The following is a 23,616-nucleotide window of genomic DNA, read 5'->3' as shown; positions in this document are numbered from 1 at the left end:
GAGACTAGTTAGTCCCATTTGTAAGGGAAAGTCGAGTCTCGTCGGTGAAGCCCTCAGCGCATGGCGGCCAGCATCTCCGTCCGGCTCTCCCGCTCGGACATCTCCCGCAGCGGCCCCTCCGCACGCACCAGCTCGTCGAACGCTCCCCGCTGCACCACATGCCCCTCGGCCAGGACGATCACCTCGTCCACCGCCTCCAGCCCTGCCAGCCGATGAGTGATCATCAGCGTCGTACGCCCCTCGGTGGCGGCCAGCAGATCGGCGGTGAGGGCGTCGGCGGTGGCCAGGTCAAGGTGCTCCGCGGGCTCGTCGAGAATCAGCACGGGAAAGTCCGCGAGCAGGGCACGGGCCAGGGCAAGCCGCTGCCGCTGTCCCCCGGACAACCGCGCGCCGTGCTCCCCGATCAGCGTGTCGAGCCCGTCGGGCAACCCGTCGGCCCAGCCAAGCAGCCGCACCCGTCCCAGAACGTCCCGCAGCTCGGAGTCGGTCGCGTCCTTCCGCGCGAGCAGCAGATTCTCGCGCACCGAGCTGTCGAAGAGGTGCGCGTCCTGCGCGCAGAGCCCGACCATGCGCCGCACCTCGTCACCGTCCATGCCGTACGCGTCCACGCCCCCCAGCGTGTACGTCCCCCCGCGTGGGTCCAGGAAGCGCAGCAGCACCTGCGCCAACGTCGTCTTGCCGGATCCGGACGGCCCGACGACGGCGGTCCGGCGCCCTCGTTCGAGCACCAGGTCCACCCCGGTGACCGCGTCCCGCTCCTGCCCCCCATGACGAGCGGCCAGGCCCTTCATCACGACCGGGAACGGCGACTCGGGCGCCTGCGCCGGCCGATCCGGCTCCCGTACGGGCTCGGGCGCGTCCAGGACCTCGTACACACGCTCCGCGCTCTTGCGCACCCGCTGCCGGTACTGCGCCGCGAGCGGCAGCCCCAGGACGGCCTCGAAGGCGGCCAACGGGGTGAGGACGACGACGGCCATCGTCACGCCGCTGAGGCGCCCGTCGACGACCGCCTGGGCACCGACGAGCGCGGTAGCCGTGACGGTGAGCCCGGAGATCAGCGCGGTGAGTCCGTCGCCGAGCGCGGTGGCGGTGGCCGCACGCGCGGTGATGCGGGTGAGTTCCGCGTCGGCTCGCCGCGCCTCGGCGGTACGGGCGGGGAGCGCGCCCGCGACCGTCAACTCGGCCGTCCCCGTGAGGAGATCGGCCACCCGGGTCGACAGCACACCGCGTGCCGGTGCCAGTCGGCGCTCGGCACGGCGCGCGACGGCGCCGGTCACCAGCGGAACGCCCACGCCGGCGGCCAGCAGCCCGACGGCGAGAGCTGCACCGGCCTCGGGCAGCAGCCAAGCCGCAAACCCGACCGAACCTGCGGACACGACGGCCGCCGCGGCGGCGGGCAGCAGCCAGCGCAACCAGTAGTCCTGCAGGGCGTCGACGTCCGTGACGAGCCGCGAGAGCAGATCACCGCGTCGGACGGTACGCAGTCCAGCGGGCGCCAGCCGTTCGAGACGCCGGTACACGGCGACCCTGGTGTCGGCGAGCATCCGCAGCACGGCGTCGTGCGACACCAGCCGCTCGGCGTACCGGAAGACGGCCCGGCCGATCCCGAACGCCCGCGTGGCCGTCACGGCGACCATCAGATACAGCACGGGCGGTTGCTGCGAGGCCCTGGAGATCAGCCAGCCCGAAGTGGCCATGAGGCCGACGGCACTCCCGAGCGCGAGGCTGCCGAGGAGCAGCGCCAGCACCAGTCGTCCACGGCGGGGCCCGGCCGTCGCACGAACACGCGCAAGCACGCCGCCCTGCCCTGCCGGGAGCACGGACGGCTTCTCCCCGCCTGCCGCGGGCACGACCGTCATCGCATCGGAGCGTTGGGCCTCCGTACCGACGGACCACGTGGCGTGATCCACCGAAGCCGCCGGTGCCAACCGCACCACCCGGTCCGCCACGTCCAGCAGGGCCGGCCGGTGGACGACCAGGAGCACGGTCCGCCCGACGGCGAGGCGCCGGACCGCCTCCACGACCTCGGCCTCGGTCGCCCCGTCCAGTGCGGCCGTCGGCTCGTCCAGCATCAGCACCGGCCGGTCCGCGAGGAACGCCCGTGCCAGGGCGAGCCGTTGACGCTGCCCCGCGGACAGCCCGGCCCCGTCCTCACCGAGGACCGTGCGCACTCCGTCGGGCAGCGCGTCCACGAATTCCAGGGCCCCGGCGTCGGCCAGCGCCTCGCGCACCGCGGAGTCGTCCGCCTCCGGCCGCGCCAGCCGTACGTTCTCGGCGACGGAGCCGGCGAACAGGTGGGGCCGCTGCGGCACCCAGGCAACCCGCGAACGCCATTCCTCCATGTCGGCTTCCGCGAGATCGACTCCCCCGATACCGACTCGCCCCGCCGTGGGTTCGACGAACCCCAGCAGCACGTTCAGGAGAGTCGTCTTGCCCACGCCGCTGGGGCCGACGAGCGCCACCGTCTCGCCCGGCCGGACCGCGAACGACACGTCCGACACCGCATCGGACGACCGCCCGGGGTACCGGACCGTCACGCCCTCGAAGCAGAGCTCACCGGAAGCGGGCACGGCATCGGTCCCAGGCTCCCGCACGGGCGTCTCCAGGACCGAGAAGATCTCCTCGGCGGCCGACAGCCCCTCCGCCGCCGCGTGGTACCGCGTCCCGACCTGGCGCAGCGGCAGATACGCCTCGGGCGCGAGAATCAGCACGACCAGACCGTCGTACAGCGCCATCTCACCGTGGACGAGCCGCATCCCGATGGTCACCGCTACCAGGGCGACCGACAGCGTGGCGAGCAACTCCAATGCGAAGGACGAGATGAAGGCGATCCGCAGGGTCCGCATGGTCGCCTGCCGGTATTCTCCGGTGATCCGCCGGATGGACTCGGCCTGCGCCTTGGCCCGTCCGAACACCTTGAGTGTGGGCAGCCCCGCGACCACGTCCAGGAAGTGCCCCGAGAGCCGGGACAACAGCTTCCACTGACGGTCCATCTGGGTCTGCGTGACCCAGCCGATGAGCATCATGAAGATCGGGATGAGCGGCAGAGTGCCGACGATGATCGCTGCCGACACCCAGTCCTCGGTGACGATCCGCGCGAGCACGGCAACGGGTACGACCACCGCGAGCCCCAACTGCGGCAGATAGCGCGAGAAGTAGTCGTCCAGAGCATCCACCCCGCGGGTGGCGAGTGCGATCAATGACCCCGTCCGCTGTCCGCTCAGCCACTCCGGGCCCAGCTCGCCGGCCCGCTCCAGCAACCGCCCCCGAAGTTCCGACTTGACCGCCGCGCTCGCCCGGTGCGCCGCGAGTTCGGTGAGCCAGGAGATCAGTGCGCGGCCGACCGCCACGGCCGCCAACAGCAGGAGCGGCGTGCGGAGTTCACCGCTTGACAGCCCGTGCTGGAACGCGCCGACCACCACTTCGGCGATGAGCATGGCCTGGGCGACGACCAGCCCCGCTCCCACGACTCCCAGGCCGACGACCGCCACCAGGAAGAAGCGGGTGGCGCGGGCGTATCGGAGAAGTCGCGGGTCGATCGGTTTCACGTGAAACACACCCTTGGGTCAAGCAGGCGTGTTTCACGTGAAACACGCCCTTCTATCGCTGAGGCATGTTTCACGTGAAACATGCCCTTCGGAGTCATCGGGCTCAGTGCGTGGCTTCGGCAATGTGCTGGGTGCCGATCCGCTTGCGGAACACCCAGTACGTCCAGCCCTGGTAGAGCATCACCATCGGTGTCGCGAGAACCGCACACCAGGTCATGATCTTCAGCGTGTACGGACTCGACGAGGCGTTGGTGACCGTGAGGCTCCACTCGTCGTTGAGCGAGGACGGCATGACGTTCGGGAAGAGCGTCAGGAAGAGCATGGCGACTGCGGCGACGATGGTGAGGCCGGAGAGTGCGAACGCCCAGCCCTCTCGCCCTGCCTGGTTCGCCCCGATCGCCGCGACCAGCGCGATCACCGCCACGACCAACGCGGCCAGGCTCTTGCCGTCACCGTTCTCTGCTTGGGTCCAGAGCAGGAAGGCCAGCGCGAGCACGGCCGTGACCAGTCCGAGCCCGAGTGCCAGCTTCCGTGCCCTTTCACGGATGTCACCGAGGGTCTTGAGCGCCGCGAACACCGCCCCGTGGAAGGTGAACAGCGTCAGCGTCACCAGGCCACCCAGGATGGCGTACGGGTTGAGCAGGTCCCAGAGACTGCCCACGTACTCCATGTCCTGGTCGATCTTCACGCCTCGCACGATGTTTCCGAAGGCCACGCCCCACAGGAACGCGGGGAGCAGGGAGGTCCAGAAGATCGCGTTCTCCCAGTTGCGCTGCCACTGCTCCTCGGGTCGCTTCACCCGGTACTCGAAGGCGACTCCGCGCACGATCAGGCAGACGAGGATGAGCAGCAGGGGCAGGTAGAAACCGGAGAAGAGCGTGGCGTACCACTCCGGGAAGGCGGCGAAGGTCGCGCCTCCCGCTGAGAGCAGCCACACCTCGTTGCCGTCCCAGACCGGCCCGATGGTGTTGATCAGTACTCGCTTCTCGGTCCGGTTCCGGGCGAGCAGCTTGGTGAGTACGCCGATCCCGAAGTCGAAGCCCTCCAGGAAGAAGTAGCCGGTCCACAGGACGGCGATGAGGACGAACCAGACGTCGTGAAGTTCCATGACTCAGCAGCTCCTCGGCCTAGTACGAGAAGGCCATCGGCTTGTCGGCGTCCCGCGGGTCGCCGCCGATCTTCGTGGGCGGGTTGAGGTCGGCCTCGGTGAGCTCGGGCGGTCCGACCTTGATGTACTTGGCGAGTAGCTTCACCTCGACGACGGCGAGGATCGCGTAGATCGTCGTGAGGACGACCAGCGAGGTGATCATCTCGCCCTGTGACACGCCGGGGGAGACCGCGTCCCGGGTCTGCATGACGCCGTAGACGACCCAGGGCTGCCGGCCCATCTCGGTGAAGATCCAGCCCCATGAGTTGGCGATCAGCGGGAAGGCCATCGTCCAGACCGCCATGAGCCAGTACAGCCGGGTGAGCCTGGACCCGAGTGGCTTCTTCAACAGCACCAGGTGCGGGACCTCGTCCTCCCCCGTCCGCTGAGCGGCCGGCAGCAGGAACCTCTTCCGGGTCAGCCACAGCCCCAGCAGGCCCAGGGAGAAGGACGCCATTCCGAAGCCGATCATCCAGCGGAAGCCCCAGTAGGCGACGGGGACGATGGGCTTGTAGTCGCCGGGGCCGAACTTCTCCTGCTCGGCCTTGTTGGTGTCGTTGATGCCGGGCACGTACGAGTCGAAGTCGCTGTGGGCGAGGAAGGACAGAAGCCCGGGTATCTCCAGGGCCACCGTGTTGTGCCCCTTGTCGACGTCCCCGTAGGCGAACACGGAGAAGGGCGCGGGCTGCTCGCCGTCCCACAGCGCCTCGGCGGCGGCCATCTTCATCGGCTGCTGCTCGTACATGACCTTGCCGAGGGTGTCCCCGCTGATCGCGGTGAGGAGACCGCCGACCGCCATGGTGACCAGGCCGAGCCGGAGCGAGGTCCGCATCACCGGGATGTGCTTCTTGCGCATCAGGTGGAAGGCGGCGATGCCGACCATGAAGGCGCCGCCTGTCAGGAAGGCCGCCGAGAAGCTGTGGAACACCTGGTTGATCGCCGTGTTCTGGGTCAGGACCAGCCAGAAGTCGGTGAGCTCGGCGCGCCCCTTCTTCTCGTTGATGCGGTAGCCGACGGGGTGCTGCATCCAGGAGTTGGCCGCGAGGATGAAGTAAGCGGACAGCAGCGTGCCGATCGAGACCATCCAGATGCAGGCCAGGTGGATCTTCTTCGGCAGCTTGTCCCAGCCGAAGATCCAGAGGCCGATGAACGTGGACTCGAAGAAGAAGGCGATCAGTGCCTCGAAGGCGAGCGGAGCACCGAAGACGTCACCGACGAAGCGCGAGTAGTCGGACCAGTTCATGCCGAACTGGAACTCCTGCACGATGCCCGTGACGACACCCATCGCGATGTTGATCAGGAAGAGCTTTCCCCAGAACTTGGTGGCCCTGAGGTACTTCTCCTTCTCCGTGCGCACCCATGCGGTCTGCAGGCCCGCGGTGAGCGCGGCGAGCGAGATCGTGAGCGGGACGAAGAGGAAGTGGTAGACGGTGGTGATGCCGAACTGCCATCGCGCCACGGTTTCCGGCGCCAGAGCCAGTTCCACGTCGTCATCTCCTTATGTCGCCGAGAAACAGCAGCAGTTTGTCCCGCTTGTCGGTGACATCACGGGAGTAACCGGGACACGCTTGTGAACGCGTTCACATTCACAAGCAATTATGCAGCATGCCCGTTCGAGTGTGGAGAGGTGGGGGTGCCTGGCTGCCGACCAGGGAGATCAAGCATCAAAACACCAGGTCAGTGCCTGTGCAGAGACACGATGTCCCGCCGAAAACGTCAGGCCCCGGCACCCGCGTGGCGCGGGGATGCCGGGGCCTGGGCCGTCAGTGAGTCGGAGTTCACACGTGGCCGGAGCCAACATTCCGACTAGAACTCCTTGCGGAATCCCTCGGTCGTCTTGAGGAAGATGTCGTTGGCCTCGACCTCGCCCACCGTCACACGAACCCCCTCGCCCGCGAACGGCCGCACGACGACCCCGGCCTGCTCGCACGCGGCGGCGAAGTCGACGGTGCGCTCCCCCAGCCGCAGCCACACGAAGTTGGCCTGTGTGTCCGGCACCGTCCAGCCCTGCACGCGCAGCGTCTCGACCACGCGCGCGCGTTCGGACACCAGCGCACCGACCCGCCCCAGCAGTTCGTCCTCGGCCCGCAGCGAGGCGACCGCCGCGTCCTGCGCGAGCTGGCTCACGCCGAAGGGCACGGCCGTCTTGCGCAGCGCCGCCGCCACCGGCTCGTGGGCGATCGCGAAGCCGACCCGCAGCCCCGCGAGCCCGTACGCCTTGGAGAACGTGCGCAGCACGCACACGTTGGGCCGCTCCCGGTAGAGCTCGACGCCGTCCGGCACCTCACCCCCTTCGCCTTCGGTGGAACGCACGAACTCCCGGTAGGCCTCGTCGAGAACCACGAGGACATCGCCGGGCACCCGGTCGAGGAACCGTTCCAGCTCGGCCCGCCGCACCGCCGTCCCCGTGGGGTTGTTGGGGTTGCAGACGAAAATCAGCCGCGTCCGCTCGGTGATCGCGTCCGCCATCGCGTCGAGGTCGTGCACATCCCCCGGCGTCAGCGGCACCTGGACCGGCGTCGCCCCGCTGATGCGGGTGATGATCGGGTACGCCTCGAAGGACCGCCAGGCGTACATCACCTCGTCGCCCGGTCCGGAGGTCGCCTGTACCAGCTGCTGGGCGACGCCGACCGAGCCGGTGCCGGTGGCCAGATGCGCGAGGGGCACCCCGAACCGGTCCGCCAACTCGCTCATCAGCGCCGTGCACGCCATGTCCGGGTAGCGGTTGAAGGCCCCGGCCGCCGAGGTCACGCTCTCCAGCACGCCCGGCAGCGGCGGATAGGGGTTCTCGTTGGAGGACAGCTTGTACGCCACCGGACCGTCCGCGGCCCCGTCGGCGGTGGCCGCTGACGGCACACGCCCGGGCTTGTACGTGGGGATACCCTCCAGCTCGGCTCGCAGCTTCGGGCTCGTCTCGCTCACCGCAGTCCTCCTTGTGCCGTCTCCGGCTCATCACCACCGCCGGCTACCAATACTGCTCACCTTAAGAGGATTCGGCGCCGCTGCGTACGGCCCGGTGCCGACCTCCAGGACGGCACCGGGCATCCGCGTGCGCACTCCCGGGCATCACCGTACGAAGGCGTACGAAAGAGGGGGCGCGCCACTCGTCGAGGCCCGCGCCGGTGGCTTACGCCGTGGCGCGCATCCCTCGTGCAGGTGAGTTGAGACCTCTTCGAAACATGACTTATTTGGCAGGCTCATGCGCGTCGACGAGTGACGTACTGCCATTGAATCGGTCAACCTCCTTGATTTCGAAGGCAGTTGAGTCCTAATGACCATGCAGAAACGTGCCTGTCAACGTGCGCATATGCGTCCGCACTACCCCACCGCATGAGCCCTACTATCGGCTCGCCATGACAGCAGCAGGGAAGCACCAGGTGAGCCGGTCGGATACCTCCCGCCGAGGAAGCCGGCCGGGCCGGGCGGGCATCAGAGACGTGGCCGCAGCCGCCGGAGTCTCCATTACGACAGTGTCCGACGCACTCAACGGCAAGGGACGGCTTCCGGACGCCACCAGACGCCATGTCCGCGAGGTCGCCGACCGGCTGGGCTATCGCCCCTCCGCCGCGGCCCGAACGCTCCGTACCGGCAAGTCCGGCCTCATCGGCCTGACTGTGACGACCTACGGGGACGAACCTTTCACCTTCACGGAGTTCGCGTACTTCGCGGAGATGGCCAGGGCCGCCACCTCGGCAGCGCTCGCCCGGGGATACGCCCTGGTCATCCTCCCCGCGACCTCGCGCCACGACGTGTGGTCGAACGTGGCCCTGGACGGGACGGTCGTCATCGACCCCTCCGACCATGACCCGGTCGTCAGCGAACTCGTCCGCCAGGGGTTACCGGTGGTCTCGGACGGCCGCCCGGCCGGCTCACTGCCGGTGACTGCCTGGGTGGACAACGACCACGAGGCCGCGGTCATGGGCATCCTCGACCACCTGGCCGACGCCGGGGCCCGGAGGATCGGCCTGCTGACGGGTACGACCACAGACACGTACACCCACCTCTCGACGACCGCGTACCTCCGCTGGTGCGAGCGCGTGGGCCAGGACCCTGTGTACGAGGCCTATCCCGCGCACGATCCGTGCGCGGGGGCGGTGGCGGCCGACCGGCTGCTCGCCCGACCCGACCGGCCCGACGCCGTCTACGGGCTGTTCGACCCGAACGGCACCGACCTCCTCGCGGCAGCCCGGCGCTACGGGCTGCGCGTACCGGACGACCTGCTCCTCGTGTGCTGCAGCGAGTCCACCGTCTACGCCAGCACCGAACCCCCCGTAACGACACTCTCGCTCAAACCGAGACGAATCGGCACCGCCGTGGTCCAGCTCCTCATCGACGCCATCGAGGGCGTCGAATCGGACCAACCGGTCGAGCAGGTGATACCGACGGAGCTGATCGTGCGCACCTCCTCCCAGCGCCGGCCGCCACGGACGACCGTCAGCCCGCCGAGGTCTCCGGAGAAAGGGTGACCTCCAACGCGGAAAGGCCCTACCAATTCGGTAGAAAACCACGGTGAACTGGGGTTCTGCTCCGATTCACCACCCCTGGGTCATCACATGGCGCGATCCGCATTCCTATGATGGGCGGACGACACCGCGGGCCGCTGCGACCAGGCAGTCCGACGCGGTGCAGATGCGGCGCGATGGTGGTGGAGGGGTCGATGACTCAGGGGGCCGGTCAGGGACCCGAGATGCGGACGCCGACGGTGCGCGACTTCCGCGTGCCGGCGTACGTCCACGATGCCGGTCCGTACGCGCAGCCGCCCGGACCTCACCCGCAACCAGCCGGGCCGTACGACCGTTCCGCCGACCCGTACGACCAGACCGCCGACCCGTACACCGGTCCTCCCGAGCCGTACGTCCAGCCCGGCCCCTACGCGGGACAGCCCCCTCACAGCGAGGGCGTCGTCCCGGCCGAGGAGCCGGCGGGCTACACGCCGACGGAGCGCGATCTGCCGGTCATCAACCGCGGTGACACGCTTCAGGTCCAGGTGTCGGTCGACCCCGAGGCCGGGCAGGTTGTGCAGACCGACGAGGGGCCGGGGCCGCTGTACGTCGTCGGTGACGTGCACGGGTACATCGACGAGCTCGTCGCCGCGCTGCGCGAGAAGGGTCTCATCGACGCCGAGGGCCGCTGGGTGGCCGGGACCTCGCGGCTGTGGTTCCTCGGCGACTTCACGGACCGCGGGCCCGACGGCATCGGCGTCATCGACCTCGTGATGCGGCTGTCCGCGGAGGCCGCCGCGGTCGGTGGCTACTGCAAGGCACTGATGGGCAACCACGAGCTGCTGCTGCTCGGCGCCAGGCGGTTCGGGGACACCCCCGTCAACTCCGGCGCGGGGACCGCGACCTTCCAGGCCGCCTGGCTGCTCAACGGCGGCCAGAAGACCGACATGGAGCGTCTCCAGGACCACCATCTGCAGTGGATGGCCCGTCTGGACGCGATGGAACTGGCGGACGGTCATCTCCTCGTGCACTCCGACACGACCGCCTATCTCGACTACGGCGACTCCATCGAAGCGGTCAACGACACCATCCGGGAAACCCTCACCCGCAATGACGCGGACGAGTGCTGGGACCTCTTCCGCAAGTTCACCAAGCGCTTCGCGTTCCGCGACGACGGCGGCGCACAGGCGGTACGCTCCCTGCTGGAGACGTACGGCGGTTCGCGCATCGTCCATGGTCACAGCCCCATTCCGTACCTCCGGGGCGATATGGGCTCGGAGGACGGCGGGGACCCGTCCGCTGCTCTGATCGAAGAACCTCATGTGTACGCCGACAAGCTCGCGATCGCGATGGACGGTGGCGTGACCATGGCCGGGAAGCTACTGGTCCAGCAGCTTCCCTTGGATAGCTGAGCGTTCACGGGGCACACGTCCTTCGATGAAGGACACGTGCGATCCGGGGGCAAATTCTGGAAACCCCCTGTCACCCTGTGCCGTCACCGCTCTACCATCGGCTTATCCGTAGCAGGCTCCCCTCCGTTTCTGCCCGACGGCTCGTCAGCATGCCGAGCCCCAAGCCCTACGGAGCATCGGGGGATGCACATGAACAGCGTTCCGCAGCACCTGCTGAGCGAGGACCGCCAAGAGTACGAGCGGATCCTCGACGAGGCGCTGCGCTCCGCACCACACCGTCCAGAACTCGCCGCTGTCGGTCAGCGGCTCAACCCCGAACAGCTGCGCACGATGGCGCTCAACGCCACCGCACTGATCACGGTGGCAGCGGCGACGGAGTACCAGCACTACGTGAAGGTCCGCGAGGAACTGCGCCAGCCGGCGCCGTCCACCCCTCCCGTCCGCGAAGGATCCAACTCCACGGATCCGGGCACGAGCGCGGTGGGGCTCGCCGCCACCATGGGGGAGGTCGCCGAGACCACCGGGGCGGGAGCCGCCGCGGTCGTCGCCGTGCTCGCCCCCGTCCTCGCCGGTACGGCCGCAGCGATATTCCTGCTCGCCGGCTACATCTTGAAGATGCTCGACCCGCAGCCGGTCATCACCCAGACCCTCCTCACCACCGGATGGGTCTTCGGCGCCATCACGGCGGCCTCGATCCTGGTTGCCGCGGTCGGCCTGCTCCTCGCCGCCCTGCGCAACGGCGCCAGCTCGCTCCAGGCCGGCGTGCACGGGGAACGCAGCGAGGAGGTCGACCGTGCCAGGCAAGCCTGGCACGACGCCCTCCTGGAGCACGGCATCATGCCGTTCCTCAGGGAGGCCCTAGCGGATCCGGGTACTGCGGCCCTGGGCCGTACGAAGCCGTCGGCACCGACCAGCCGCATGCCGCAGCTCGGCTACAACCGCCCCGGGTTCAGCAGCCCCGACGGCGGACCGGCAGCGGGCCCCCGCCCCAGCTTCTCGAGCCCGGACTTCAGCAGCCCGGACTTCGGGGGACCGGAGCACGCTCCCGAGTAAGAGCCTGCCTGCCTGCCAAGACTGATCGACGACGGGAATCCGTCGTCGATCTTTTCTTGCCCTCCCGACCGGAGACCGGCCGCTGGTACCGCGGCACCAGCGGCCCGCCGACTTCGCCCGGTTGAACCGGGCGAAGTCGGCGGGCCCACCGGTTCAGTCGGCCAGTGGCAGATAGACCCGGTTGCCCGACGCGGCGAACTCCTTCGACTTCTGGAGCATCCCGTCGGCCACCTCCTCGGGCGAGGCCCCCGCGGCCGCCGTACCGCCGAACTGCTCATTGATGCTGTGACTGATCTTCATCGAGCAGAACTTCGGCCCGCACATGGAGCAGAAGTGCGCCGTCTTGGCCGGCTCGGCCGGGAGCGTCTCGTCGTGGAACTCCCGGGCCGTGTCCGGATCCAGGGCCAGGTTGAACTGGTCCTCCCAGCGGAACTCGAAGCGGGCGTCCGACAACGCGTCGTCCCACTCCTGTGCGCCCGGATGTCCCTTGGCGAGGTCCGCCGCATGGGCCGCGATCTTGTAGGTGATGACGCCCGTCTTGACGTCGTCACGGTTGGGCAGGCCCAAGTGTTCCTTGGGCGTGACATAGCAGAGCATGGCCGTGCCCCACCAGGCGATCATCGCGGCACCGATGCCGGAGGTGATGTGGTCGTACGCCGGCGCGATGTCCGTCGTCAGCGGGCCGAGCGTATAGAACGGAGCTTCATCGCAGATCTCCTGCTGAAGGTCGATGTTCTCCTTGATCTTGTGCATCGGGACATGTCCCGGGCCCTCGATCATGGTCTGTACGTTGAAACGCTTCGCGACCTTGTTGAGTTCCCCGAGGGTGCGCAACTCCGCGAACTGCGCCGCGTCGTTGGCGTCCGCGATCGACCCTGGCCGCAGGCCGTCGCCGAGCGAGTACGTGACGTCGTAGCCGGCGAGGATCTCGCAGAGCTCTTCGAAGTGCTCGTACAGGAACGACTCCTTGTGGTGGGCCAGGCACCACGCCGCCATGATCGAGCCACCGCGCGAGACGATGCCGGTCTTGCGGTTCGCGGTCAACGGTACGTAGGGCAGGCGCACGCCCGCGTGGACGGTCATGTAGTCCACGCCCTGCTCGGCCTGCTCGACGACTGTGTCCTTGTAGATCTCCCAGGTGAGCTCCTCGGCGCGCCCCTCGACCTTCTCCAGCGCCTGGTAGAGGGGGACCGTTCCGATGGGCACGGGAGAGTTGCGCAGCACCCATTCCCGCGTGGTGTGGATGTTGCGACCGGTCGACAGATCCATGACCGTGTCGGCACCCCAGCGCGTCGCCCAGGTCATCTTCTCGACCTCCTCCTCGATGGAGGAGGTGACCGCGGAGTTGCCGATGTTGGCGTTGACCTTCACCAGGAAACGCTTACCGATGATCATCGGCTCGATCTCCGGGTGGTTGACGTTGACCGGCAGAACGGCCCGTCCTGCCGCGATCTCCTCGCGGACGACCTCGGGGGAAACGTTCTCCCTGATGGCCACGTACTCCATCTCCGACGTGACCTCGCCCCGCCTCGCGTAAGCGAGTTGTGTCACCGCCCGCCCATCACGGCTCCTGCGGGGCAGTCGCGGGCGCCCCGGGAAGACCGCGTCGAGATTGCGCAGCCCACCGCGCGGTGAGGTGTGCTTGATCCCGTCGTCCTCGGGGCGCATGGGTCGGCCCGGGTACTCCTCGGTGTCGCCACGGGTGATGATCCAGTTTTCGCGCAGGGGTGCCAGGCCCCTGCGTACTTCGGTATCGACGGCCGGATCGGTGTACGGCCCGGAGGTGTCGTACAGGGTGACCGACTGGCCGTTGGTGAGATGCACCTGACGGACCGGCACCCGCAGGCCGGGGTGCGAGCCCGCGACATACGCCTTGTGCCAGCCGATGGACTTCCCGCCCTCGTCGTTCTCGGGCGAGGCAGCTGCCCCACCGCTCTCGGGGGAAGCGGAGACCTCAGTGCCGTCGGCCGGGGCGAGCGCCCCGTTCGTCTGGCTGGAGGCAGGCGTGCGTGCGTCCTTGTTGGTCATGAGACCTACTCCCTACGCCGGCATTACCCGGTAACAGGTTCGGCGGTCGACGCAGCGTTTTCCGTCCGGCGATGTTCCACGTGAAACATCGCGTATACGGAGTTCAGCGCCCTCTCAGCCCGGTGCTCCGAGCTCCCGCGTGTGCAAAGGTGCCTCCACGCTAGCCTCACAATGGGCGCGGTGAACAGTGGGCCCCTCTCGTTCTTGCGATGATCGGTCGGTGACCACGACGCAGCAGCCCTCACTTCCGCCGTCCGAACCGCCCCGTGGCCAGGGCCACGGACAGGGCCACGGACAGGGCCACGACGGCCACGGTCACGAGGACGGACCTGGACAGGGATCCCATAACCCCGGAGGGGGCGGTGGGGGTGACCGGCCCGGCGGCGGTGGCAGTGGCGGTGGCGGTGGCGGCGAGGGACCAGTCGGCGGTGGGCACGGTCACTCGCACAGTCATGGCCCCGCGGCCCCCGTCTCCATGCACCTGCGCAAAATCATCGCCGCGGTACTGATCCCCTTCGCCGCAGCGGTCGTCGTCGGTCTCGCGGTGCTCTGGCCCGGTGGGGCCCCCGGGCACGAGCGCACGGGTGTCGGCTTCGACCGGCAGACCCAGCAGGCCACCGTGACCAAGGTCGACAAGGTCGACTGCAAGTCCGTGAACGCCTCGGGTGAGGCTCCGACCGGTGACACCTCCACGGCCGAGGGCTCGTCCGCACAGCAACAGGCCTCAGGCACCTGCAAGAAGGCGACAGTCCGGGTCGACACCGGCAAGGACAAGGGCCGTACCTTCACTGAGATCGTCCAGCCGGACTCCTCACGGCAGTTGGAGCAGGGCCAGGAGGTGATCGTGGCGTACGCACCCGATGCCCCCAAGGAGCTGCAGTACTCGGTCACCGACGTGAACCGCAAGCTCCCGATGGCGCTGCTCGCCGGTATCTTCGCCCTCGCCGTGGTCGTGGTGGGCCGGATGCGCGGTGTCATGGCACTGATCGCGCTGGCCGTCAGCTTCCTGATCCTGACGTTCTTCATCCTGCCCGCGATCCTGCAGGGTTCGAACCCGCTGGTCGTGGCGGTGGTCGGAGCCAGTGCCATCATGCTGATCGCGCTCTACATGTGCCACGGCCTCTCGGCCCGGACCTCGGTCGCGGTGCTGGGCACACTGCTGTCCCTGCTACTGATCGGGCTGCTCGGCTCACTGTTCATCGACTGGGCCGCGCTGACCGGAAACACCGACGACAACACCGGCCTGATCCACGGGCTCTACCCTTCCATCGACATGAGCGGCCTGCTGCTCGCGGGTGTCATCATCGGTTCGCTCGGAGTGCTCGACGACGTCACGGTGACGCAGACCTCAGCGGTCTGGGAGCTCCACGAAGCCAATCCGACGATGGGCCGGCGAGGGCTGTACCGCGCGGGCATCCGCATCGGCCGCGACCACATCGCGTCCGTCGTCAACACGCTCGTCCTCGCCTACGCCGGCGCGGCGCTCCCTCTGCTGCTGCTCTTCTCCATCGCGCAGAGCAGCGTGGGGACGGTGGCCAACAGCGAACTGGTGGCGGAGGAGATCGTGCGCACGCTCGTCGGCTCGATCGGACTGGTCGCCTCGGTGCCGGTCACGACGGCTCTGGCGGCCCTGGTCGTCTCGGCGGACCGCCCGGGCGACGCCACCCCGGCTCGTCAGCCGCAACCACAGCAGCCGCAGCAGCCGCAGATCCAGCCCGGTGCAAAGGCACCGCTGCGCGGCGGAAGCGGCCGTCGCCGCAAGCACTGAACCCGGGCCGCCCGGGAGGCTGGTTGATCACCGGGCCCCGACAGGCAGTCACGCCCGCACGGGACGGCGTACAACGAGAGGCGTTATGTCACTCCGGCCCGCTGCCACTTCGGCCCGAGTCATTCACCCCGCGCTCTGTTCCTCCGCCAGGATGCGGTCCAGAGCCTCGTCCAGGTGGGTGTCGAAGTCGGCGAGGGAGCGCTCCTGACCCAACGGGACCAGCCGGTCCGTACGGTCGAGGAACGCCAGCAGAGTCGCCGTACCACAGCGGAACAGAGCCTGATCCGCGCCGACCTGAAGCCGGATCAGCACATCGCCGAACCCCTCGGTGTCCGCGGGGGTGATGTGCACGTCTCCGTCCCCGCACGGGCGGCCCACTCCGTCGACCAACAGCTCCCGGCCGAAGGCCCAGGTCACCGGGGCGTCACCCGGCAGGTGGAAGGTCAGACGCACGGCATAGGGATCACAGGTCTCGTAGCGCAGCTCCACCGGGATGCGGAAGGAGAGCTCCTCCGAGACGACGAAGCTCATCATGACGTCTGCCTGTACTACCGACTCGCGCATCGCCTACCCCGTCGTTTGCCGTCCATGGCCGGGAATCGTCCACCTAAACACTTCTGGCATCTTGCTCAACGTGTACACCAGATCACAAGGAGTGAGTTTTCAGATACTGATAGAGAGTGAGAGTGTCCCCAGCAGCTCGCCGATCTCGCTCTGCAGTCGCCGTGCCGCCGGCAACAGCCGATCGGCCTGGTGGGACGGCATGGAGATGGCCATCGCGGCGGCCGTGCCGCCCATCGTGATCGGTACTGCGGCGCAGACCGTCCCCAGCACGTACTCCTGACGTTCGATCACAGGATGCATGCGTGGCGTCGATTCGAGGCGTCGCATCAGGATGTGATCGTCACGCACCGTATACGGCGTGAGGGATTGCACGGGATAGCGATCGAGGTGGTCCCTGCGCGCCTCGTCGTCGAGCTGGGACAGCAGACACTGACCGATCGCATGCGCGTGCCCCGTCTCGCGGAAATCCGCCCATTCCTCGACCGCCGGATTGCCCGGGGTGTCGGCGACGCACTGGACCTCGATCTCCCCATCGCGGTAGATCGCGTAGTACACCGGGGCACCGATCGCATCGTGCCAGCCCGCCAGCGCGTCGGCGACCTTGCTGCGACGTTTCTGCCCGGCGCCGCTGCTGCTCAGTCGCTCGGCAGCCTCGCCGAGGAAGAACAGTCCCTTCTCGCGCCGCAGATATCCCTCGTGCGCCAGGGTGCGCAGCAGGTGGTACGCCGTGGGGAGGGCCAGCCCGGCCTCGCGGGCCAGCTGCTTCGCGGGCGCCCCGTGCTCATGACGCGCCACGGACTCCAGCAACCGCATGGCGCGCTGTACCGAGCCGATGAGGGTCGTGGGGTGCGGCTCGGAAATGGAACCGTGCGGTCCTGCGGGCGCGGTGTCAACCGTGGCCAAGGGTCACTCCCGAAGCGCGAGGGGGCCACCCGTGCGGGGGTTTCACGGGAGGGTTCGGAACGCCGCTCGCGTGGATCAACCCGCGTCGAGCTCCGGACCTTAACCGTCTGCCACCGATCGCTGACGGCATGCGTCGAAAACTTCCCTCACCCGAGGGAATCGTCGATATTCACTGCCTCCGACGGGTTGTCGCACGGTGGGCCATCGGTTGTCACGGACCGATGACCCGGTCGCGGGGCGGGCCCCATCCGGGGCCGACGCCTGTCGGCGAGGTCCGGCGGAGCACTGGCCCCCTGCACCACCGTCTACCAGTCGCTCCTCGACGAGGAGCTCGACATGAACTTCCGTACGACGTAGACCAGTCCACCGACCAGGGCCACGAAGACCAGCAGCTTGAAGAGCAGGCCGATCACGAACCCGACAACGCTCGCTATCAGGCCGCCGAACACGACCAGGGCGATGACCGGCACCGCGACCCACTTGACCCACCACGGCATCCCCATGAAGATTTCTCGCATCGCCCTTGTTCCTCGTCTTTCTGCCCGATTCCGAGTACTGCCTCTGCCCGTTTCGCCACGCTGACGGGTCTTGCATGTCCTGCCGTCGATGCTAAGCGCGGCAGGGGTGCCGGCGGGGGCCTCGCACCCCTTGCCCTCCCCTGACCGTCCCCCTAGGGAACCCTGAGGCAGGCGTCAGCTCTCCGGCGGAGAGAAGACCACGAGAACCCGCAGATCCTCACTGATGTGGTGGAACTTGTGAGCGACTCCCGCGGGTACGTACACGACGCTGCCGCGCGCCACCTGGGTCGTTTCCATGCCGACCGTGATCGCGGCACGGCCGCTCACGACGAAGTACACCTCGTCCTGGCGGTGGGGCTGCTGCGGGTCCGGCATGCCCGCGTCCAGCGCGTACAGGCCGACCGACATGTTCTTCTCACGCAGGAACTGGAGGTACGCACCGTCGTTGGCGGCGCGCTCCGCCTCCAGTTCGTCCAGCCGGAATGCCTTCATCGCCTTGTCCGCCCCTGCCCCGCTGCTCGTATCCGATCTCTTCTGTCACGATCAGACACATGAAGAATTTCGTAGTCAAGACGATCGCCAACGCGGGCGCCCTGGCAGTGGCCGTGTGGCTGCTCGACAAGATCACCCTGACCGGTGACGGCACGGGCAAGAAGGTCGGCACACTGCTGCTCGTCGCACTGGTCTTCGGACTGGTGAACTTCCTGGTCAAGCCGGTCGTGAAGGTCCTCACCTTCCCCCTGTTCATCCTCACGCTCGGTCTGGTCACGCTGGTGGTCAACGCCCTCATGCTGCTGCTCACCTCGTGGCTGGCGGACAAGCTCGACCTGAGTTTCCACGTCGACGGGTTCTGGACCGCCGTCCTGGGCGGCCTGATCATCTCGCTCGTCTCCTGGGCGCTGAACGTCGTCCTCCCTGACGAGGACTGAGCGACCCGGATGCTCTATCGCGTGTGCTTCGTGTGCACCGGCAGCATCTGCCGCTCTCCGAGGGCCGAATCGGTCTTCCGCGCGCGGATGGCCGAGGCCGGGCCCGACCTGGCGACAGTCCTCGACTCCGGCCACCTGAGGGCCCTGCGCCGTCTCGCGCCCATCCCTGCCGACGCCGAGAAGGTCCGGCTGCTGCGCTCGTACGACCCCACCGCCGACGACGATCTCGACGTACCGGATCCCTCATACGGGGGCATGGACGGTTTCGAGGAGTGTCTTGAGATGGTGGAGGCGGCGAGCCACGGCCTGCTCGCCGCTGTACGGGAGCAAGTGGAGGAACAGGCAGCATGACGACTTCTTTCGAGGGAGCGGGTGACGGCACGCGCGCCGTGCGGGCTGGGCTGCCCGAGCCGGTCAAGCACGAGCCGACTCTCCCGGGCCCGGTCTTCGCCGCCCACTTCCATCTGCCGGGCGACCCCACCGGGCCGTACACCTACGGGCGCGACGAGAACCCGACCTGGACCCACCTGGAGCGCGCCATCGGCGAGCTGGAGGCTCCGGAGGGCGACGGCGTCGAGACGCTCGTCTTCGCCTCCGGCATGGCCGCCGTCTCGGCCGTCCTCTTCTCCCAGCTGAGCGCGGGCGACACGGTCGTGCTGCCGAGCGACGGCTACCAGGTTCTGCCGCTCGTACGCGGACAGCTGGAGGCGTACGGGATCGAGGTGCGCACCGCGCCGACCGGCGGCGACGCTCAGCTCGACGTCCTCGACGGGGCGAAGCTGCTGTGGATCGAGACCCCGTCGAACCCGGGGCTCGACGTGTGCGACGTGCGGCGGCTCGTCGAGGCGGCCCACGCGCGCGGCTGTCTCGTCGCCGTCGACAACACCCTGGCGACCCCGCTCGGGCAGCGGCCGCTGCAGCTGGGCGCCGACTTCTCCGTGGCCAGTGGCACCAAGCAGCTCACCGGGCACGGCGACGTCCTCCTGGGGTACGTCACGGGCGGCGATGCCTCCGCGATGGCCTCCGTTCGGCGCTGGCGCAAGATCGTCGGGGCGATCCCGGGGCCGATGGAGGCATGGCTCGCGCATCGCTCGCTCGCCACGCTGCAGATGCGTGTGGACCGGCAGAACGCGAACGCGCTGGTGATCGCCGAGATGCTGCGGGACTGGCGGGAGGAACTCGGGGTCCGCTATCCGGGCCTGCCGGACGACCCTTCGCACAAGATCGCCTCGCAACAGATGAGGCGCTTCGGGTGTGTGGTGTCGTTCACGCTGCCTTCCCGCGCGCGCGGCGACCGTTTTCTCGAAGCGCTGCGGCTGGTGGACGACGCGACGAGCTTCGGCGGGGTGCGGTCGACGGCCGAGCGGCGCGGTCGCTGGGGCGGCGACGCGGTCCCGGAGGGCTTCATCCGTTTCTCGGTCGGTGCCGAGGATCCGGAGGACCTTGTGGCGGATGTCCTGCGGGCGCTCGACGAGTCCGCGAAGTGAGCCGTTACTGACGACTGGTCAGTAACAGAACTACGCAGGACAGACGGTCCGAGCCTCCCCCCTCGTGGCTCGGACCGCCCCGGTTCTGTGCGCAAAGAACCGCGCGAACAAGGCTAGTTGACTCTGTGTCAGTGTCCAATCACGGTAGCGACAGAGACCTATCGACATATTTATAGTGGGGAGCTTCCGGAGGGCTGGAGAGGGGAGGGACATCATGGATCTGGCCCTGCTGCGGACCTTCGTGACCGTGCACCGGGCCGGCTCCTTCACCCGTGCCGCCGCTCTGCTCGGCCTCTCCCAGCCGGCCGTCACCTCACAGATCCGTACGCTCGAACGACAGCTGGGCCGGCCCCTGTTCCTGCGTCAGGCCCGCGGGGTGACCCCCACCACCACCGGCGACGAACTGGCCCACAAGGCCGCTCCGCATCTCGACGCCCTGGTGGAGATCGCCGAGACCGGCCTCGACGCGGACTCCTCCCTACGCACACTCCATCTCGCCGGACCGCCGGAGTTCACCGCTGAACGCGCACTGCCCGCACTCACCGAGCTGATCGGGGACGACGGGCATGGCTTCGCGCTGCGGGCCTCGTTCGGCAATGCGGAGGAAACGCTGGAGGGACTCGCTGCCGGGCATCATGATCTGGCCATCAGCACGGCCCGCCCCCGGGGCTCTCTGCTTACCGCGACTCCGCTCTGCGACGAGGAGCACGTGCTGGTCGCCGCCCCGCACTGGGTCACCCGTATCGGCTCCGACAAGTTACGACACAAGGGTGCGCCCGCGCTGGAGAACCTGCCCGTGGTGGAGGTGCACGAGTCGCTGCCGTTCATCGCCCGCTACTGGGCTTCCGTCTTCGACTCCCTGCCGGCGGCGTCGGGCACCGTCATCGTTCCCGACCTGCGCGCCGTGCTCGCCTGCGCCACCACCGGCGCGGGACTCGCGGTACTGCCGCGCTATCTGTGCGGACCGGCTCTGGAGCGGGGTGACGTGGTGGCGCTGACCGAACCCGCGGTACCTCCGCTTCGCACGTACTTCCTGGTGGTACGGACCGGCACACTGGCTATGCCTCATATCGCGCGGGCGCACGAGTGGCTGATGCGCGCCGCTACCGACTGGTCATGACGAAGATGCTTCGCCTGGTCGGGGCGGCGATGTTTCACGTGGAACCAACCGGGCCACATTCCTCCCATGACCGTCCGACCCGTGGTCAAGCGCACTGCCCGGGCCGTCCTGCTGGACGGCGATGACCTGATCCTGATCAAGCGGACCAAGCCCGGCGTCGATCCCTACTGGCTGACGCCCGGCGGCGGGGTCGAACCGGAGGACACGACCGTCGTCGACGCGCTCCACCGTGAGGTGGACGAGGAACTCGGTGCCAAGATCTCCGATGTCGTGCCCTGCTTCGTCGACACCGTCGAGCACATCGGTGAGGACAGCAGTTCTACCGGTGTGAAGGTGCAGCACTTCTTCGTCTGCCGACTGGAATCCATGAACCCCTCGCTGCGTCATGGTCCCGAGATGGAGGAACCCTGCGGCGAGTACGAGATCGTGCGGATTCCCTTCACTCGGGTGGGCATCGCTTCCGTCCATCTCGTACCGCTCTCGCTGCGGCACTATCTCGACGGGAACATCGAGGGTGTACGGGCGATGCAGGCTCCCGACCTGGGCTGACGGCTCGCTGCTGCCGACCGGGGCCGCCTGGCACCGAAGCCGGGCGTCTCCTGCCGCCGAGTTCCTGCCCAGGCCCTGCCCAGGCCCTCGTTCGAAGTCAGTCCCGTGTCGCGACGAGATCCTCCACCGCGTCGTGACGAATCCGTTCCGACGGGACGCCGATGTCCCGGAGCGCGTCCACACCGTTACGGATCATGCCGGGCGGCCCCGAAAGATAGGCGTCGTACTCGTTCCACGGACCGAACTCGCGCACCGCGTCGGGGAGCTGGAGGTGGGCCTGCTGGTCGACTATCGGGCGCACCGCGAGCCACGAGTGGCTCTGCTGGAGCCGGAGCATGGTGTCGATGTCGTACAGGTCGTGATCGGTGCGGGCACCGTAGAAGACCTCGACCGGTCGCCTCTGGCCGTGCTCGGCGACATCCTCGACCAGCGCCTTTATCGGGGCGATGCCGGTGCCGCCGCCCAGGCAGAGCAGCCCGCTGTCGGTGGTGTGGTCGACGGTCATCGAGCCCGCGGGCGGGCCGAGCCTGATGATGTCGCCGGGGCGGGCCCGGTGCACCAGCGCACTGGAGACCCAGCCCGCCGGAACCGCCTTCACATGGAACGACAGCAGTCCGTCCGACCGGGGCGCGGAGGCGAACGAGTAGTGCCGCCAGACGCGCGGCCACCAGGGGGTCTCCAGGCTCGTGTACTGCCCGGCGAGGAAGGGATACGGCTGATCGGGGCGGACCGTGATGACGGCTACGTCGGGAGTCCGCAGGTCGTGCGAGATCACCTCGGCGTACCACCAGGCCGGGGCGCGCAGTTCGTCTGCGGCCGCCGCGTCGATCATGACCTGGGAGATCTTCGTGTATGCCCTGACCCAGGCCGCCTCTGTCTCCCGGTCCCAGACCGCCTCGGCGAACCGGCTGAGCGCGCCGAGGAGGCACTCTCCGACGGCCGGGTAGTGCTCGGGGCGAGTGCCGTACTTGCGGTGGCCCCGGCCGAGGTTCTGCAGATAAGCGACCAGCGTCTCGGTGTTGTCCATGTGCTCGGCCGCCGTCAGCAGGGCCTTGAGCAGCCGGTCCCGCTGGGTGTCCATCGCGGCCGGGAACAAGGTCCGCAGGTCCGGATGGCGTACGAAGAGCAACGCGTAAAAATACGAGGTGACCTTGTCGGCCACCGGTGCCACCTCGTCCATGGTGCGGCGGATGAGAAGGGCGTCGGGGGAGGCGGGGCCGACGGAGGGGGGCCCCGCGGGAGCGGGTGCCGAGGCCGGTGTGGGGGCAGGGGCGTGGGCGTGGGCCGGGCGCTGGTCGGCGGCGGGAGGCTCATGGCGCGGCTGGGGCGAAGCGGGGGGCCCGGTGTGCGTCGGTACGGCGGGGGCCGCCTCGTAGGACACCGCCGGGGGCACGGCGGAGTCGGCACGGGTGGCACTCTCAGCAGGGACTGCGGCAGGTACGGGCCCGGCACCGGTGGAGCCGCCAGTCGTGGAGCCGTCGTCGAGGGAGCCGCTCTCGGGTGAGCCCGCGTGGCGGCCGCTTGCACGGGTGGAGTCGGCATCGGCCCGGTCGGCGTCCGATCCTGGCTCCGCGTTCGGGGGTACTCGCGGCCGGGTCGGGCCGCTGTCTCCCGTCGCGGGCCTGCCGACGGGCCGCAACGCGGCCAGGCGCCGCCCCTCCGTCGCCTCCTGCTCGCCGCCCGCAGGTGCCTCCGGCGGTGTGTGCGGCGTGAACCAGCCGCCTCCGCCGCCACCCCCAGAAGTGCCGTTGTCGGCAGACGTGGTGGTCGGAGCGTCCATGCTGTGCCTCGCCTCGAACATCTTTCGGTCGATCTGCGCACCTCCTCTCGGAAGATGCCTGCCTTCCCCCGCGGACTGCTTACTTCGCCCCGTTCCGTCCTGTCGGCCAATGCGGCCACATTGAACCGCGTCATCACGCACTCCGTGGACAAGTGAGCCGAGAATGTGACATTGGCCGCACTACTGCCATCGCAGCATCTCACTCAGCATCAACGGCCCGGTCACGTAACCACAAATGCGGGTCTTCGATCTCTCTGTCCCGTTAGGCTGTATTGCCCTGTGTTCACCCCGGCGGAATATGCGGACACCCTCTCGGGCATCCCGCTGTCGGACACGAACCGGAGTCGACCATACCGGCCACTGTCCGA

The 23,616-nt window shown here is 68.5% G+C and carries 20 protein-coding genes and 1 riboswitch; of the genes, 9 read left to right on the top strand and 11 right to left on the bottom strand.

What is annotated here, in order from left to right:
- Positions 1–53 precede the first annotated feature (53 nt).
- From cydD to hisC, 4 genes are all read right to left on the bottom strand, one after another.
- Complete coding sequence (cydD, locus tag AB0D14_RS12465) at positions 54–3,548, bottom strand: thiol reductant ABC exporter subunit CydD (protein WP_362777555.1); 3,495 nt, start codon at positions 3,546–3,548, stop codon at positions 54–56.
- A gap of 103 nt (positions 3,549–3,651) precedes the next feature.
- Positions 3,652–4,656, bottom strand: a complete 1,005-nt coding sequence (gene cydB / locus AB0D14_RS12460; RefSeq protein WP_362777553.1) for a cytochrome d ubiquinol oxidase subunit II — start codon at positions 4,654–4,656, stop codon at positions 3,652–3,654.
- Positions 4,657–4,675: 19 nt separating this feature from the next.
- Positions 4,676–6,181, bottom strand: coding sequence for a cytochrome ubiquinol oxidase subunit I (locus AB0D14_RS12455; protein ID WP_362777550.1), 1,506 nt, complete (start codon positions 6,179–6,181; stop codon positions 4,676–4,678).
- 320 nt (positions 6,182–6,501) lie between these two features.
- Positions 6,502–7,617: a histidinol-phosphate transaminase gene (hisC, locus tag AB0D14_RS12450; RefSeq protein ID WP_362777547.1), complete on the bottom strand. Its 1,116-nt coding sequence runs from the start codon at positions 7,615–7,617 to the stop codon at positions 6,502–6,504.
- Between the two features lie 431 nt (positions 7,618–8,048).
- On the opposite strand from hisC, the gene AB0D14_RS12445 reads away from it, so the two are divergent.
- The 3 genes from AB0D14_RS12445 (at position 8,049) to AB0D14_RS12435 (ending at position 11,602) form a co-directional block, all read left to right on the top strand.
- Positions 8,049–9,161, top strand: coding sequence for a LacI family DNA-binding transcriptional regulator (locus tag AB0D14_RS12445; protein ID WP_362777545.1), 1,113 nt, complete (start codon positions 8,049–8,051; stop codon positions 9,159–9,161).
- A gap of 191 nt (positions 9,162–9,352) precedes the next feature.
- Positions 9,353–10,549, top strand: coding sequence for a metallophosphoesterase (locus AB0D14_RS12440; protein ID WP_362777543.1), 1,197 nt, complete (start codon positions 9,353–9,355; stop codon positions 10,547–10,549).
- A 183-nt stretch (positions 10,550–10,732) separates the two neighbouring features.
- The gene (locus AB0D14_RS12435; protein ID WP_362777540.1) at positions 10,733–11,602 is read left to right on the top strand and encodes a hypothetical protein; all 870 of its coding nucleotides are present in this window, start codon (positions 10,733–10,735) and stop codon (positions 11,600–11,602) included.
- 153 nt (positions 11,603–11,755) lie between these two features.
- Here the strand turns inward: AB0D14_RS12435 and thiC are convergent, their stop codons facing one another.
- Together thiC and AB0D14_RS12425 are read right to left on the bottom strand one after the other, a co-directional pair.
- On the bottom strand, positions 11,756–13,630 hold the full coding sequence (thiC, locus tag AB0D14_RS12430; RefSeq protein WP_362777538.1) for a phosphomethylpyrimidine synthase ThiC: 1,875 nt from the start codon (positions 13,628–13,630) through the stop codon (positions 11,756–11,758).
- A riboswitch (TPP riboswitch) is annotated at positions 13,623–13,779 on the bottom strand. Its footprint overlaps the gene before it by 8 nt.
- Before the next feature lie 92 nt (positions 13,780–13,871).
- Positions 13,872–14,084, bottom strand: coding sequence for a hypothetical protein (locus AB0D14_RS12425; protein WP_362777536.1), 213 nt, complete (start codon positions 14,082–14,084; stop codon positions 13,872–13,874).
- A gap of 21 nt (positions 14,085–14,105) precedes the next feature.
- On the opposite strand from AB0D14_RS12425, the gene AB0D14_RS12420 reads away from it, so the two are divergent.
- A complete protein-coding gene (locus AB0D14_RS12420) occupies positions 14,106–15,398 on the top strand; it encodes a YibE/F family protein (protein ID WP_362777534.1) in 1,293 nt (430 codons plus the stop codon).
- Between the two features lie 123 nt (positions 15,399–15,521).
- Here AB0D14_RS12420 and AB0D14_RS12415 read toward each other — a convergent pair whose 3' ends face one another.
- The 4 genes from AB0D14_RS12415 to AB0D14_RS12400 form a co-directional block, all read right to left on the bottom strand.
- Positions 15,522–15,962, bottom strand: coding sequence for an SsgA family sporulation/cell division regulator (locus AB0D14_RS12415; RefSeq protein WP_362777532.1), 441 nt, complete (start codon positions 15,960–15,962; stop codon positions 15,522–15,524).
- 99 nt (positions 15,963–16,061) lie between these two features.
- A complete protein-coding gene (locus tag AB0D14_RS12410) occupies positions 16,062–16,775 on the bottom strand; it encodes an IclR family transcriptional regulator C-terminal domain-containing protein (protein WP_362777847.1) in 714 nt (237 codons plus the stop codon).
- A 395-nt stretch (positions 16,776–17,170) separates the two neighbouring features.
- Positions 17,171–17,383 carry a DUF5326 family protein gene (locus AB0D14_RS12405; protein ID WP_362777530.1) on the bottom strand — a complete coding sequence of 71 codons (213 nt, stop codon included), beginning with the start codon at positions 17,381–17,383 and terminating at the stop codon, positions 17,171–17,173.
- Positions 17,384–17,557: 174 nt separating this feature from the next.
- Positions 17,558–17,875, bottom strand: a complete 318-nt coding sequence (locus AB0D14_RS12400) for a cupin domain-containing protein (RefSeq protein WP_362777528.1) — start codon at positions 17,873–17,875, stop codon at positions 17,558–17,560.
- Between the two features lie 59 nt (positions 17,876–17,934).
- On the opposite strand from AB0D14_RS12400, the gene AB0D14_RS12395 reads away from it, so the two are divergent.
- The 5 genes from AB0D14_RS12395 to AB0D14_RS12375 all read left to right on the top strand — a co-directional run bounded on the left by AB0D14_RS12395 (position 17,935) and on the right by AB0D14_RS12375 (position 21,468).
- Positions 17,935–18,312 carry a phage holin family protein gene (locus AB0D14_RS12395; protein WP_362777526.1) on the top strand — a complete coding sequence of 126 codons (378 nt, stop codon included), beginning with the start codon at positions 17,935–17,937 and terminating at the stop codon, positions 18,310–18,312.
- 9 nt (positions 18,313–18,321) lie between these two features.
- Positions 18,322–18,663, top strand: coding sequence for a hypothetical protein (locus AB0D14_RS12390; RefSeq protein ID WP_362777524.1), 342 nt, complete (start codon positions 18,322–18,324; stop codon positions 18,661–18,663).
- Positions 18,660–19,799 (top strand): cystathionine gamma-lyase, encoded by a 1,140-nt coding sequence (locus tag AB0D14_RS12385; protein WP_362777523.1) that lies wholly within the window; start codon positions 18,660–18,662, stop codon positions 19,797–19,799. Before AB0D14_RS12390 ends, AB0D14_RS12385 begins: the two co-directional genes overlap by 4 nt.
- Positions 19,800–20,013: 214 nt before the next feature.
- Positions 20,014–20,919 (top strand): LysR family transcriptional regulator, encoded by a 906-nt coding sequence (locus tag AB0D14_RS12380; protein ID WP_362777521.1) that lies wholly within the window; start codon positions 20,014–20,016, stop codon positions 20,917–20,919.
- 66 nt (positions 20,920–20,985) lie between these two features.
- Positions 20,986–21,468, top strand: a complete 483-nt coding sequence (locus AB0D14_RS12375; RefSeq protein WP_362777518.1) for an NUDIX hydrolase — start codon at positions 20,986–20,988, stop codon at positions 21,466–21,468.
- Between the two features lie 97 nt (positions 21,469–21,565).
- Here AB0D14_RS12375 and AB0D14_RS12370 read toward each other — a convergent pair whose 3' ends face one another.
- Positions 21,566–23,248, bottom strand: a complete 1,683-nt coding sequence (locus AB0D14_RS12370; protein WP_362777516.1) for a globin domain-containing protein — start codon at positions 23,246–23,248, stop codon at positions 21,566–21,568.
- Between the last annotated feature and the right edge of the window lie 368 nt (positions 23,249–23,616).

The organism is Streptomyces sp. NPDC048484, assembly GCF_040651415.1.
Classification (GTDB): domain Bacteria; phylum Actinomycetota; class Actinomycetes; order Streptomycetales; family Streptomycetaceae; genus Streptomyces.
The sequence above is the reverse complement of the archived record's forward strand: the minus strand, read 5'-3'. Positions and strand labels throughout refer to the sequence as shown.

Bases quoted from the DNA above. Each gene is read 5' to 3' on its own strand.
- cydB (WP_362777553.1), bottom strand. From the start codon at position 4,656: ATGGAACTTCACGACGTCTGGTTCGTCCTCATCGCCGTCCTGTGGACC.
- AB0D14_RS12445 (WP_362777545.1), top strand. From the start codon at position 8,049: ATGACAGCAGCAGGGAAGCACCAGGTGAGCCGGTCGGATACCTCCCGC.
- AB0D14_RS12440 (WP_362777543.1), top strand. From the start codon at position 9,353: ATGACTCAGGGGGCCGGTCAGGGACCCGAGATGCGGACGCCGACGGTG.
- AB0D14_RS12435 (WP_362777540.1), top strand. From the start codon at position 10,733: ATGCACATGAACAGCGTTCCGCAGCACCTGCTGAGCGAGGACCGCCAA.
- thiC (WP_362777538.1), bottom strand. From the start codon at position 13,630: ATGACCAACAAGGACGCACGCACGCCTGCCTCCAGCCAGACGAACGGG.
- AB0D14_RS12425 (WP_362777536.1), bottom strand. From the start codon at position 14,084: ATGACTGTGCGAGTGACCGTGCCCACCGCCGACTGGTCCCTCGCCGCC.
- AB0D14_RS12420 (WP_362777534.1), top strand. From the start codon at position 14,106: ATGCACCTGCGCAAAATCATCGCCGCGGTACTGATCCCCTTCGCCGCA.
- AB0D14_RS12415 (WP_362777532.1), bottom strand. From the start codon at position 15,962: ATGCGCGAGTCGGTAGTACAGGCAGACGTCATGATGAGCTTCGTCGTC.
- AB0D14_RS12410 (WP_362777847.1), bottom strand. From the start codon at position 16,775: ATGCGGTTGCTGGAGTCCGTGGCGCGTCATGAGCACGGGGCGCCCGCG.
- AB0D14_RS12405 (WP_362777530.1), bottom strand. From the start codon at position 17,383: ATGCGAGAAATCTTCATGGGGATGCCGTGGTGGGTCAAGTGGGTCGCG.
- AB0D14_RS12400 (WP_362777528.1), bottom strand. From the start codon at position 17,875: ATGAAGGCATTCCGGCTGGACGAACTGGAGGCGGAGCGCGCCGCCAAC.
- AB0D14_RS12395 (WP_362777526.1), top strand. From the start codon at position 17,935: ATGAAGAATTTCGTAGTCAAGACGATCGCCAACGCGGGCGCCCTGGCA.
- AB0D14_RS12390 (WP_362777524.1), top strand. From the start codon at position 18,322: ATGCTCTATCGCGTGTGCTTCGTGTGCACCGGCAGCATCTGCCGCTCT.
- AB0D14_RS12385 (WP_362777523.1), top strand. From the start codon at position 18,660: ATGACGACTTCTTTCGAGGGAGCGGGTGACGGCACGCGCGCCGTGCGG.
- AB0D14_RS12380 (WP_362777521.1), top strand. From the start codon at position 20,014: ATGGATCTGGCCCTGCTGCGGACCTTCGTGACCGTGCACCGGGCCGGC.
- AB0D14_RS12375 (WP_362777518.1), top strand. From the start codon at position 20,986: ATGACCGTCCGACCCGTGGTCAAGCGCACTGCCCGGGCCGTCCTGCTG.
- AB0D14_RS12370 (WP_362777516.1), bottom strand. From the start codon at position 23,248: ATGGACGCTCCGACCACCACGTCTGCCGACAACGGCACTTCTGGGGGT.